At 61.3% G+C, this 13,115-nt stretch carries 10 protein-coding genes; 9 read left to right on the top strand and 1 reads right to left on the bottom strand.

Features of this window, described 5'->3' with window-relative positions:
- Nucleotides 1-119 precede the first annotated feature (119 nt).
- On the bottom strand, nucleotides 120-2,279 hold the full coding sequence (locus BQ17_RS17135) for an alpha-amylase family glycosyl hydrolase (RefSeq protein ID WP_089729155.1): 2,160 nt from the start codon (nucleotides 2,277-2,279) through the stop codon (nucleotides 120-122).
- 121 nt (nucleotides 2,280-2,400) lie between these two features.
- Between BQ17_RS17135 and BQ17_RS21055 the strand changes: the two genes are divergently transcribed.
- The 9 genes from BQ17_RS21055 to BQ17_RS17095 all read left to right on the top strand — a co-directional run bounded on the left by BQ17_RS21055 (nucleotide 2,401) and on the right by BQ17_RS17095 (nucleotide 12,450).
- The gene (locus BQ17_RS21055) at nucleotides 2,401-2,580 is read left to right on the top strand and encodes a hypothetical protein (protein WP_141699343.1); all 180 of its coding nucleotides are present in this window, start codon (nucleotides 2,401-2,403) and stop codon (nucleotides 2,578-2,580) included.
- Complete coding sequence (locus BQ17_RS17130; protein WP_089729153.1) at nucleotides 2,577-3,218, top strand: 50S ribosomal protein L25/general stress protein Ctc; 642 nt, start codon at nucleotides 2,577-2,579, stop codon at nucleotides 3,216-3,218. Before BQ17_RS21055 ends, BQ17_RS17130 begins: the two co-directional genes overlap by 4 nt.
- A 195-nt stretch (nucleotides 3,219-3,413) precedes the next feature.
- On the top strand, nucleotides 3,414-4,019 hold the full coding sequence (gene pth / locus BQ17_RS17125; protein WP_089729151.1) for an aminoacyl-tRNA hydrolase: 606 nt from the start codon (nucleotides 3,414-3,416) through the stop codon (nucleotides 4,017-4,019).
- A gap of 372 nt (nucleotides 4,020-4,391) precedes the next feature.
- Entirely contained in the window at nucleotides 4,392-4,754 is a 363-nt protein-coding gene (locus BQ17_RS17120; RefSeq protein WP_089729149.1) for a hypothetical protein, read from the top strand.
- 292 nt (nucleotides 4,755-5,046) lie between these two features.
- Complete coding sequence (locus BQ17_RS17115; protein WP_089729148.1) at nucleotides 5,047-7,554, top strand: DUF707 domain-containing protein; 2,508 nt, start codon at nucleotides 5,047-5,049, stop codon at nucleotides 7,552-7,554.
- Between the two features lie 203 nt (nucleotides 7,555-7,757).
- Complete coding sequence (locus tag BQ17_RS17110; protein WP_141699342.1) at nucleotides 7,758-8,054, top strand: hypothetical protein; 297 nt, start codon at nucleotides 7,758-7,760, stop codon at nucleotides 8,052-8,054.
- A gap of 338 nt (nucleotides 8,055-8,392) precedes the next feature.
- A complete protein-coding gene (locus BQ17_RS17105; RefSeq protein WP_089729144.1) occupies nucleotides 8,393-8,809 on the top strand; it encodes a hypothetical protein in 417 nt (138 codons plus the stop codon).
- A gap of 85 nt (nucleotides 8,810-8,894) precedes the next feature.
- Nucleotides 8,895-10,136: a DUF1015 domain-containing protein gene (locus BQ17_RS17100; protein ID WP_089729141.1), complete on the top strand. Its 1,242-nt coding sequence runs from the start codon at nucleotides 8,895-8,897 to the stop codon at nucleotides 10,134-10,136.
- Between the two features lie 94 nt (nucleotides 10,137-10,230).
- On the top strand, nucleotides 10,231-12,450 hold the full coding sequence (locus BQ17_RS17095) for a RelA/SpoT family protein (protein WP_089729139.1): 2,220 nt from the start codon (nucleotides 10,231-10,233) through the stop codon (nucleotides 12,448-12,450).
- Nucleotides 12,451-13,115: the final 665 nt, after the last annotated feature.

Below are 13,115 nucleotides of genomic sequence, written 5' to 3'. Positions count from 1 at the left end.
GATCCGAGCGTCGGGTTGCGTTACGCCGCGTTCGGCGCCGTGCCGGTCCGGGCGCGGTCCTGGGTTATTTGGCGTTGGTTGTGGGAAAAGATCCCTCCTGCAGGATTGCTGAAAACCCCTCAGCGCAGATAGACGCCATCCTCACCGATCTTGCCCGGACCCCCGAGGACATAGATACCGGCGGAGTTGCCCTTGACATGAAACGAGAGGTTTCCGCCGCGGGCCGTGCTTTCATTGCCGGTGACCGCATCCCGATAGATGCCGTCGCGCACGCCCTCGACGCGGATGTCCTGGCCGCCGCCGATGGTGAGTCCGACGACGGCGTAGCTCTCGCCGTCATTCCAATCGCGGACGAAAGAGAGGCCGGAGCCCCACTCGGCGAGGTGGCTCATGGGGGCCTTCTGGAGGGCGGGGATTGCCCCACGGATCCGGTTGAGGCGCCGGATGTGTCGGTAGAGCGGGTGGTTTTGGGTCTGTGCGATGTGCGCATCGTCGATGTGGTCGCCGAAGTAGGCGCGTCCGGTGGTATCCAGGGTGTCGTCATTGCCGATGACGTCCTGGGGCGCGCCCTTCATGAACTCGATTTCTTCCCCGAAGTAGAGGCAGGGGATGCCGCGTACCGTCCACAGGAGGTTGTAGGCGGCCGCGGCCATCCATTGCTCGCCCTTGAAGCGGAAGCGAAAGTCGTTGTCCGGGCCGACGTCGTGGTTCTGCAGGAAGGTGACGAGCTCGGTGGCGTTGCCGTAGATCCAGTCCATCTCCAGCACCCGGGCGACGCCCTCGAAGCTGCCGCGGCTTAGGTTGTCGCGGAAAGTGGAGAAGAGGCCGAAATCGAGTTGGGAAAAGCCGGAATCGCCCCCGGCATTGGGGTCGCGCGGGTCGTGGCCGAGGCGGGTGTACCACCAGGGACGGATCTGTGAGGGCCCGTTGTCGCCGCCGCCCAGGTCGCCCCAACCATAGCCCTTGACCAGGTTCTCGCCGAACACGAACAACCCCGGTTTATGGGCCTTCCAGGCGTTGACGTACGCGAGCAGATTGTCGCGCTCGAGGTGCTTGACGGTGTCGATGCGCAAGGCATCGACCCCCATGTCGAGGTAGCGGTTGATGCTGCCGATGATGTAGTCCTTGACGTTCTCCCGCTCAGTGGCGAGGTCGATGCAGTCGCCGGCGAGGTGCTTGTGTTGCAGCGGGTGGGCACTCTCCCAATCCCCACCGCAGATGAATCCCTCCTGGTGATACCACTCGGGGTCGAGGGTGTTGGCGTCGATCCCGAAGAAGCGACCGGGGTCATAGCCAGGCTTGGGCAGAGTCTCGCCGGTCTTGGGGTCGACCAGGGGCTCGATGCCTTCCGGATCCCGGGTATGGCGCTCCCGATACCAGGCCGGGGCGACCGGGTTGTCGACGTCGTCCCGGTTCGGCCAAGCGTAGTTGCCCAGGCTGCCTTGGTAGGGGCCATGGTCGATCCGGCCCGGCTCCGAGCCTTGGGGGACGTAATACTTGATCGGTAGGTGGTCGATCCACACCTGGCCGCGGATGCCGTACTGGCAGGAGTGGTTGACGACCACGTCCTGGATGATCTTGATGCCCCGGGCGTGGGCCGCGTCGATGAGATCCTGATAGCGGGCGTCCGGTGATTCCAGCCGCGGATCGATCCGGGCCCAGTCGTAGCCATGGTAGCCGTGGTAGTCGAGACCGGAACGGTTCTCGATGGGTGGGGTGATCCAGATGGCGCTGAACCCCAGGTCGCGGATATAGTCCAGGCGCTGGATCAATCCCTTGAAATCCCCGCGCCAATGGGGATCCGTGGCCTGACCGGCGGCATTGAATCGGATGCGGTCGCGGCAGAAGAAATTGTTGGATGGATCACCGTCGTAAAATCTGGCGGTGAGCAAAAAATAGATGGTCTCCGCACGGAAGTCGGGCCGCCCGGTAGTTTCCGCCTTGATCCGCGGTGCCGCCTTAGGCTTGGGCCGCGGCGAAAACTCGCCTGGGGCGGATGCCGCCGACTGTGGTGGTTGGTCGTACCAGCGGCCGTTCTCCGTGTACCAACCGCTGCGATCCCGATGCAGATCGCCGCTCTGACGGCCCTGGAGGTCATTGAAGACGAAGCTGGCCGCTGCGACGCCTTGGAACCGATAGGTCAGCCAGCCGTCCACCTGTTCCATGGGAACGCCCGGCCAGGTCGAGCTATGGCCCTGAGGGTGGGTGTTCCAGTAATGGATGTGAACACTGTCGGCCCAATCGGCGGGTTTTCTGAAACGAACGATCAGATCAGGCATCGCATGGACTCCGATGAAGGTGCAGCAGGAATCATTCGGTCGCTTGATCCATTTGCGTTGATTTGCGGTAACTATTGAGGACCCCTTGCCAAGCAGCAGGTTGCATGTGTAGGCTGGCGCCATGCCTGAGCAACGCGCCCCAACCCGTTCGCCAGCAAGCCCCGACGACGAGCGGAAACGGCTGCGTATGCTGGTTGCGGAGCAGGCTGCAATAACAACCAGGCGGAACAGTGCCGATGTCCTGGTCGCGGGACAAAGGGTGTGTTTTGGCAATGCAATCGAGCTGGAGAAGATAACATGAGCGCTAAGTTTGAGGTCAATGCGCAACTCCGTCAGGACGCAGGAAAGGGTGCGAGCCGCCGCCTGCGTCGCCGGGGGTTGGTGCCGGCCATCATCTATGGTGCGGATCGGGAGCCGGAGATGATTAGTCTGGTCCATAACGAGCTGGTTCGGCACCTGGAATACGAGGCGTTTTACTCCCAGGTCCTGGACCTCAAGGTGGGAGATAAAACCGAGGAGGTCGTCATCAAGGATCTGCAGCGCCATCCGGCAAGGCCCTTCATCCTGCACGTGGATTTTCAGCGTGTTCGTGCGCTGGAGAAGATTCGCAAGACGATACCGCTGCATTTTCTCAATGAAGACAATACCAAGGGAGTCAAGCTCGGTGGCATGGTCTCCCGCAAGCTCACCGAGATCGAAGTCATTTGCCTACCCAAGGATCTGCCCCGGAATATCGAGGTCGATCTGCTGGAAATGGAGATCGGGGACATCGTGCATCTATCCAAGATCCCGTTGCCTGAGGGAGTGGCACTCGCCCACGCACCGGACCCGGATGTGCCCGTCGTGATCATCCATGGTGCCCAGATCCACGAAGAAGAAGAGGCGGAAGCGGGCGACGAGGAGGGAGAAGGCACCGAGCCCACCGAGCCGCAGTCTTGACGCCGGGAACCGCAAAGGCGCAAAGGGCGTGCGGGTGAGCTTTATCCGCAGATTACTTTATTTTCATGCGCTTACGTGCACGAAAATGGTACGGATTTCTCGCTGCATGCTGATCGCAGAAACGTTTTTGATCGTGTTCTTGCGTCCTTGGCCTCTTTGCGGTTCGAAATCGGAGAAGACCGGCGGATACGCAACATGGCCGGGAAGGGAATAAGGCTGGTCGTAGGCCTGGGTAACCCAGGGCCAGAGTACGAATCGACCCGCCACAACGTGGGCTACCGGTTCGTGGATACCCTTGCCGCGCGCAACGGCGGTCGGTTCCGGATCGAGAACAGGTTCCGTGGACTCCTCTGTCGGCTCCTCATCTCGGGGCGGGACCTGCGGCTCCTCAAGCCGATGACCTTCATGAACCGAAGCGGGCAATCCGTGGCTGCGGTAGTCCACTATTTCGAGATTGCTCCCGAACAGGTATTGATTGCGCATGATGAGCTGGATCTGTCGGTCGGGACCCTGCGGCTGAAGCAGGGAGGCGGACACGCCGGGCACAATGGATTGCGAGATGTCATCAGTGCGCTCAATACCCCGGACTTCTGGCGCCTGCGTATCGGTATCGATCATCCCGAAGATCGGTCAGAGGTCGTGAGCTATGTCCTCAGCCGGGCCTCCAGGGATGATGAGGGCCGGATCCGGGATGCCCTGGACCAAGCGGAGCAGTGTCTTTCCGAAACGCTGGCGGGTAAATTCCAAATTGCCATGAACCGGCTTCATAGCAGACCAATAACCGGTGGACGATCCAAATAAGGTCAATTGTGTACAGAGGAAGAACAGAGGTGCCGGAATCCGGCTCGCCAGGACAGCTGTTGGCCGCGGGACAAGCCAAGTCGGATTGAGTATGGGAAAAGCGACGATATCGAACCACCCGGCCGGGCACCTGCGAGGGATGCCCCGACGAAAAATCTTCGCGTCCTTCGCGGTTTATCAGTCGCCAGCTTCAGCGGCTGGCAGCTGGTGACTGGTAGCTGGCGACTGGTAGCTGGAAACTGAAAGTTATACGCACTCGCCCCAACGGTTTACCAATAGTCCGGGAAACACGTATCCTTGGCGCCGATGCGCAGTCCCGGAGGTATCCATAAGAGTCTGCATCCAAACCCAAGCCCGAATGAGGATTACGCCATGACCGTCTGTAAAGAAATCAAGAATTTCTCCCGCGCCCATGAACACATGGCGGATCTGTTCTCCGTGCTGGCCCTGGTGCTGCTCTTCGCGACCGTTTGGGCCGTCCTCGAATACCACCAGCTCCTGCTTGAATGGTGGCGTCACAACATAGTCCTTAACTCCGTCATCCTGGTGGCGGCACTGGTGTTGGACGTGTTCCTCGTCCTCGGCTTTCTGGCGGTGGGCTCCGCCCGTTTCGGCGACGACGACGAGCGGTGCTTCGGCACTTTCCGCGGTCGGCGCGGTACCTTAGGGAAACCTTTCGGGGCCTTTCGCGCCTGGCTGCACCACATGGAGAACGTCGGCAAGAAACACCGCTGAGATCGATGCCATTAAGTTAAGCCACGGTTCAAAAACAAGTTGAACATCTCAGCGATGATCAATATGCATCTAAGAGGATGCAACGAAGGACATTTGTTCACGTTGTTTTTGAACCGATACTAAGCGTTACCGGTCGGCAAAGTAAGCGAAAAAACTACGAATCCTCACGAACGGATTCGCGCGCTTCGTCGTTTTCTCTTGCGTATTCCGACCCACCACGACCAGCGGCCAACAGCTAACTTAATGGCATTGCCGCTGAGGCCACCTCGATACGGACCATACACAACAGGGAATGAATAGCCTGGCTACCCCGTTCGCCCAGTCCGTATCCCCGGTGGCCATCCTGGTACTGGGCATGCACCGCAGCGGGACCTCGGCGCTGACCCGGGTCATCAATCTGCTGGGCGCGGATTTGCCGCCGCGTCTGATGCCGCCGGCTACAGACAACAATGCGCTGGGATTCTGGGAGTCAATAGATGCCTATCGTATGAACGATGAGCTCCTTACCTCCTTGGGTTCGCACTGGGATGATTGGCATCCCATCGCCCCGGAGCGTCTGGATGTGGTGGCGAAGGGTCCCTTTAAGGACCGCGCCATAAAGATGCTCCGGCAAAATTTTCCCAGGTCGCAGTGCTTTGTGTGGAAGGACCCACGCAACTGCCGTCTGCTGCCCTTCTGGAGCCGGGTCCTGGATGAGTTCGGCGCCAAGGTCAAGTGTGTTCTGCCGATTCGGCACCCGTGGGAGGTGGCGGAGTCGCTTCGGGCGCGCGACGGCTTCAGCCACTCGAAATCCTACCTGCTCTGGCTGCGCTATGTGCTGGAGGGGGAGTCGGCTACCCGGGGACTAACCCGCGCCTTCCTTTCCTACGATGGGTTGCTGCGCGATTGGCGGTCGGAAATGGACCAGCTTGCGGATGCACTGGGCCTCGTCTGGCCGCGCAGCGGGGCAGTTGCCGAAACGGACATCGATCGCTTTCTCCGGAAGGAACATCGGCACCATGCGGTCGCTGCGAACGCAAAGGAGATCATGCAGCAGCTTTCCGATTGGGTGAGGCGAACCTACGCCGCGCTCGGCGAGCTGGAGCATGACCCGGACCGGCGTGCGGCACAACAGCGATTGGATGCCATTCGCAGGGAGCTTGACCGGGGAACGGATATCCTGGATCAGGTCATGGGCTGGGAGGGGCCCGCGTCGGCATTAGAGGACAAACGGCAGCGAATAAAATATTTAGAGGAAGAGGTTTCCGCCCGGAACGCCGATCTCGCGGCCTTGCAGGCGGAGATTGCAGCCAAACAAGCGGGCTACGAACGGTTGGCGCAGGGACGAAATGAGCTCCTCTATCGGCTCAATGCAATCCAATCCAAGGCAGCCTGGCAGCTTACGCGACCGCTCCATGCCATCGAGGACAAGTACCCGTCGAGTGTGCGGCGCTTGGCGGCGATACCCAAGCTACTCTGGTGGTCACTAGGGTTCCGGTTGGCAAAGCGCCTCCGTATCCGCAGGATCGCGAATACGCTCTTGGCCTCTGGGCTGTTCGATCTGCCCTGGTATCTGCGGCGCAATCCGGAGCTTGTCCTCGCCGGCATCAACCCGGCGTTGCACTGGTTGGTCGCCGGATGGCAAGAAGGGCGCGACCCGAACCCGATGTTCGATTGCGGTTGGTATCTGTCCCGCAACCCGGATGTGGCAGCCATGGGAGTCAATCCCCTGGTGCACTTTTGGGAGCAGGGCGCGCGCGAAGGACGTGACCCGCACCCTTTGTTCGATTGCGCCTGGTACAGGGCGCAAAACCCGGAGGTCGCGAACGAGGGAGTCAACCCCTTGGAACATTATTTGCGAACGGCCGCCACGGAGAACAGGGACCCGCATCCGCTCTTTCAGACCTCCCTTTATCTGGCAGCACAGGGCGGCACCTGCCCGCCGCGAGAGGCACCTCGCCACTTTGCCGAAAGCGGGAAAGCGGTTGCCCCCGGCGCCTACCGCAATGCGGAGGTTCTCGTCTCCCTTCAGGAATCCTACCGAGCACAGACCCACATGCGGCTGCTGCGCGACGAGCGCTTGACTGCCAATCGGTATGCGGTTTTTCTCCAGTGCGGGGCGGACTCGGTTCATCAGCACTGGCTATCGGAGCGTCCAAAGACTTGGGACCTGATCGTCAATCATTATGATGCGACCCATGTCGGCCAACTGCCCTGCCAGATCGAGTTTCAACAGCAGGGCAGGCTTCCGGGCACCAAATTCACGGCCGTTCATGGCCTACTGCAGGGCTGGCCGGATATCCTTAAGGCATACGCCTATGTCTTGCTACTGGACGACGACCTCCATATCCAGGAGTCCGAGATCGGCGAGCTGTTCGCCATTGCGGAGGAGAAGGACCTGGATCTGGCGCAACCGAGCCTTGCTTCCGATTCGCCCGGACGTCACCCCGTGTTTTTCACCCGTGGTCGGCGGGGTGTGCGCTACGTCAATGGGGTCGAGATCATGATGCCCCTGATTTCCCGCCGTGCCTTGGAGGCCGGGGCGCACCTGTTCGGTGAAACCGTGAGCGGCTGGGGGCTCGACATCGCGTTGTCAAAGATCGTCAAGGAGCAGCTGAACGGGAAGGCGGCGGTCGTCGACCAGATCGTCGCCCGGCACACAAAACCGATCGATCTCGAAGGTGGCGCCTTCTATGAGATGCTGCGGCAACAGAACATATTCCCCTTGTTGGAGTACCGTCATCTGCAACAAACCTATGCTGCGGATGCCGGCTTTCATGAGGTCTCGGGGCCTAAGAGGCTGTCTAAAAAAGGACCGTAGGCGGTAGGCTGGGTTGAGGAACGAAACCCAGTTTTTTTGTGGTAGTGTGGTTTGCCGAATCTCGTCCCTCGACCCAGCCTACTGGCTTAAAATCAATGGGTTAGTTTTTAGACAGCCTCTAAGCGTTACGGTCGGCAAACAAGCGGAGAAACTACGAATCACGCGGATCCTCACTAAACGCGGTGATCCGATTTGCTCACAAAGTGACCTGGCTGCGTGTTGCTGTCGCGCGCAAGACCTTAGCCGCGCTGCCGCCGCCTCCGGCGCTGAAACCCCTTGACGATCCCGAGGTAAACACGCTGCGTATCCAACTTATGGGGCGGATGGTGTTGATCCTGATCGGTGCCATGGTCCTACGCAGTCCGATACTCTTGGTGTTGTCACCAGTCATTGTTGTCGTTTCCGGTTTGGCAGCGATCATGAGTCCCCTTCGTATCGCTGCATTCCGTACCGCCATCGCGGAAGAAGTGCGCCGCGAGGCTTGCCTGTCGATGCGTTAGCATCAGACGTGCGCCTGTGGGGCTGGATCAGATACCGGTGTTGCGGTGTGTTTCCCGTACCTACGGAGATGAAGCGATAACCTGAGGATCACTACCATGACGCGACTAAAACCACCTGCGGCACGACCAAGACTGCGCGGAAAAGTCAATCGCTTCAGGCGGTTGGTACCGGTTCGCCGGGAGATCGTATCGCCACAGGCATTTTTGCGATTGGCCACGAGCGAGCCGGATGCTATTCGCGAATCGCGTTTTCTTCCGCCCAAACTAGGTGACGGCACCTTTGGTGCGGTTTCCGTGACCTATAGGAAACCGCGGAAACCAATGGGGAGGCCAATAGGATGAACGAAGCGCGCGAAATCAGCGCCGAAGAGCCGATGGATTCCGATCTTCCCGGCAGGGAGGAAATTAACCGGCTGCTTGCCGTGCAGGAACGGGAGCTGCAGATTCGTAGCGAGGATATCGAGCTGCGCAAGGACGAAAACAGACTCTATGTGGAAGAGGTGAAGCATTCCGTCGATGCTCAGCTTGAGGCACAACGTCTGCTACACCAGTCGCATCTAACGACACACAAGCACAACATATGGTTCGGCATCTTTCTGGTAGTTGCGGTGTTGGCGTTCGCGGCGTTCACCCTGTATTTGAAGCAACCCGACGTCGTGCTTGAGTTGATCAAGTTGTCAGCAGCCGTGGTGGGTGCAGGGCTGGGCGGATACGCCTATGGTTATCGCAAGGGTGGTGAGCAAAACGAGGACTGATTTATCCGTTGTTGACCAGCTAAGGAATTAGGTCGTATCGACGGATCGATCAGAACAAGATCCCGGAATCTGAAGGAGTATCACCATGCCCCTGATCAAACCTTTCGCCGGATTGCGCCCGGCCCCCGGACGGGCCTCGGATGTAGCTGCTCCACCCTACGACGTGATGAGCGCTCAGGAAGCGCGCCGGATGGTCACAGGCCGGCCCCACAGCTTTTTGCACATCTCGCGGCCCGAGGTGGACCTGCCGGAGGATACGGACCCCTATGCCCCCCAGGTCTATGCCAAGGCCCGGGAGAATCTGGATCGGATGCGCTCCGAGGGGGTGCTGATCCGGGACCCGGCGCCCTGCTATTACGTCTATCGCCTCACCAGGGGCGAGCATATGCAGACCGGCCTGGTGGCAGTGGCCTCCGTGGCCGCCTACGAGGCGGATCGAATCAAAAAGCACGAGCTCACGCGGCCGGTCAAGGAGGACGACCGGGTGCGTCAGATCGATGCCCTCGATGCCCAGACCGGCCCGGTCTTTCTGGTCTACAAGCACACCGCCGCCATCGACGATATCCTGGCTGCGGTGAGCACCTCGGCACCGGCCATTGATATCCGGGCCCAGGACGGCGTGCGCCATGAGCTCCGGGTGGTGGATGACGACGCCACCATCGAGCGGCTCTCCACGGCCTGCGAGCAGCTCGATGGTCTGTACGTCGCGGACGGTCATCATCGCTCCGCCGCCGCCGCCCGGGTGGCCGCGACGCGCAAGGCCGTCAATCCGAACCATACGGGGGATGAATCCTATAATTACTTCCTGAGCGTCATCTTTCCCCATGACCGGATGCAGATCCTGGATTACAACCGGGTAGTAAAGGACCTGCACGGACTCGAGGCCGAGACCTTCATGGACCGGCTGCGGCCCTCCTTCAAGGTAGAACCCAGTCCGATGCCTGTTGCACCGGCCCGCCACGCGGAGTTTGGCATGTATCTGGACGGCGCCTGGTACCGCCTTACCCTGGACGCGCGCCGCATTCCCCGGAAGGATCCGGTCGGACGGCTGGACGTGAGCCTGCTCCAGGACAATGTCATCAGGCCCATACTCGGCATCTCGGACCCGCGCCTGGACGACCGCATCGGTTTCGTCGGCGGCAGCCGTGGCCTCGACTGGCTTGCCGCGCAGGTGGACGCGGGCGATATGGCGGTCGCTTTCTCGCTGTATCCGACCCCGATGGAAGATCTGATGGCGGTAGCGGATGCGGGAAAGATGATGCCCCCCAAATCGACCTGGTTCGAGCCCAAGTTGGCCGATGGCCTGGTGAGTCACTTGCTCGACTGAACCCGGTTATAGCCGCAACTGGGACCGCGTCTGTGACGCGGGTCCGTCCGTACCACGGGAACGCTTCAGCCGCGGGCGACAAGCCCACTGATCCATGGTCAAACCCGTCTATACCCTCAACCGAGACCAGCGCGACGCCGCCGCGGCTGCCCGGTACTGGCTCGACGCCCTACCCGAGCGCTACCCCGGCGAGGACCGCGAGCGCCTCGCCCAGGCCTGCGAAATATTGGGGCGTTGCCGCGGCAACCAGGAGCTGGATACCGGCGAGACCCAGGTCCGTCACCTGCTTTGCACCGCGGACATTCTGGTGCAGCTACGCCTCGATGCCGATACCCTGATTGCTGCCCTGCTCAAGGGTTGTCTCGGGCGACCGGAGGGTGGCGAAGAGCTGCCGGCGGCCCGTTTCGGTCCCGGTATCGCAGGCATGGTGGCAGACCTCGACCGCATCGATCAGCTTGCCAACCTGGACGCGGCGATCGCCACCAAGGACCGGCACGAGCACGAAGAGAATCTGCGTCGCCTGCTGCTCGGCATCGCCAAGGACGTCCGGGTCGTGCTGGTGGTTCTGGCCGCACGGTTGCACCTGATGCGCAGTATCGATGGTCTGGACGACGGGCGCCGGCGCGGGATCGCGGAGGACACCCGGCGCGTCTATGCCCCCCTGGCTAACCGGCTCGGGATCTGGCAGATCAAGTGGGAGCTCGAGGACCTGGCTATGCGGTACCTCGAGCCCGAGGTGTACCAACGCATTGCCAAACGACTCGATGGTCGGCGCGCGGAACGCGAATCCTTCATCGACGCGGCGATCACGACCCTGCAGGAGCGGTTTGCCGAGGCCGGCATCGACGCCGACATCAGCGGCAGGCCCAAGCACATCTACAGCATCTGGCACAAGATGCAGCACAAGGATCTGGACCTGGAGCAGATCTTCGACCTGCGGGCGGTACGTGTCCTGGTGGGGGACATCGCCTCCTGTTATGCCGCCCTGGGGATCGTGCACGGGCTCTGGAAGCACATTCCCGGGGAGTTCGATGATTATATCGCCACCCCCAAGGGCAACCTGTACCAATCCCTGCACACGGCCGTGGTGGGACCCGAAGACAAGCCCCTCGAGGTGCAGATCCGCACCTGGGACATGCACCGGCACGCCGAGCTCGGCGTGGCGGCCCACTGGGCCTACAAGGAGAACAAACACCAGGACGCGGCCTTCCAACGCTGGCTGGCGCCGGTGCGTGACTGGCTCGAACGCAAGCACGAGGGCGAGGACGACGGGGACTTCGGAGAAGGCTTCGCATCCGCGTTCGAGCCAGCGCATATCTATGTGCTCACCCCCCAGTCCAAGGTCATCGAGCTGCCTATGGGGGCCACGGTGCTGGATTTCGCCTACGCGATTCACTCCGAGGTCGGCAACCGTTGTCGCGGGGCCAAGGTCGACGGCGGCATCGTGCCCCTCAATCGGCCCTTGGTCAGCGGCCAGACAGTGGAGATCCTTACCCGCAAGAATGCGGCGCCCAGCCGCGACTGGCTCAGTCCCCACCAGAACTATCTAAAGACAGCCAAGGCCCGCAACCGAGTCCGCCAGTGGTTCAAACGGCAGGACTTCGACCGTGATCGGAACCTGGGCCGCACCCTGTTGGAGAAAGAGCTGCAGCGACTCCGGATCGAGGAGAAGCCCCGCCTCGAGCACATCTGTCACCGCTACAACTTCCCCACGGGGGAGGAGCTGCTGGCTGCCATCGGCCGCGGCAAGGTGTCGGTGGGGCAAGTGGCGCGTCAGGTAGGCGAGCCCAGGATCAAGGAATACCACCAGCCCGTCGCCAAACCCACGCCATCGACACCGGCCAAGCAGCGGGTGCCGGATCGCACGGAAGTGGTCGTGGCGGGCGTCGGCGACCTCATGACCCGCATGGCCCAGTGCTGCAAGCCGATACCCTATGACGAGATCATGGGCTTTGTCACCCGGGGGCACGGCGTCACCATCCATCGCCGCGACTGCGCCAATGTGCTCGGTCTGCCGGAGCCGGAGCAGGCCCGCCTGATCGAGGTACACTGGGCGGACCAAGGCATCGAAGCCGCCTACCCGGTGGATCTGCTCGTTATCGCCGGTGACCGCAAGGGCCTGCTGCGGGACGTCTCATCGGTGTTCTCGGACCAGGGGATCGATGTCGTGGGCGTGAACACCGTCTCGGATCGCACCAAGGACCTGGCCACCATGCGCTTCACTGTGGAGGTCAAGGACGTATCCCAGCTCGACCAGGTCCTAGTCAAGCTGCGGCAGGTTCCTGACGTGCTGGAAGTGAAGCGGCCATCTTGACCGGCCGCGGCCTGTAGGGGCACCCCTTGCGGGTGTCCAGCCCCTAGTACCCCAAATTTATCCGCAAATCAACGCACATGAACGCAACTGGATCAAGGACCGTCGCTACTAAAAGATTGTGAGTGCATTGAGCATGGGAAATCGCTCTTTGCTATTGCATCGGATCGAAAACCGGGCCTCCCTTTGGAGTGCGGCGGCAACTTTACTTCGGCAGTGACAGAAATCCGTGGGACTCAAGGTAACCGAGGTGTTGTCGAACGGCAGTTGCCCGCCGCCGCTTTGGATTTGAGCAAGGCTTCGTCTCCAACCAGGCATGGCGGTCAAGGGAAAGCGCCGTCGCCGCGGCGCGGGTAAAATTCGACACCTGACCTTAAGCAAACACGGCTGGTATTCCCCGTCGGTGGAGTGTGATTCGCCCGCACCGCTTTGCCGGCGCACTCCAAATAGACCCGGTGCGTCTTGCCAGGCTTCAGGTGCAACGGCTATCGTCGAGTGGCCTGGTGGCGGAGGGACCCCAAGGGGCGGCTGTATTCGGAAGGGAGGTGTCGGGGTTTCTTCGTCACCTCAACCCTACTGCGCGGTTGCCGTAGCCCGTAGGGCGGGTCAGGCGCGTGCGCCAAGCGCTGCGATTGCCGCGGCGGTGGGCGCGCCGTCACCCGCCGGAT

It is taken from the genome of Candidatus Thiosymbion oneisti (assembly GCF_900092655.1).
Classification (GTDB): Bacteria; Pseudomonadota; Gammaproteobacteria; order Chromatiales; family Chromatiaceae; genus Thiosymbion; species Thiosymbion oneisti.
This window is presented reverse-complemented; position numbering and strand designations above follow the sequence as displayed.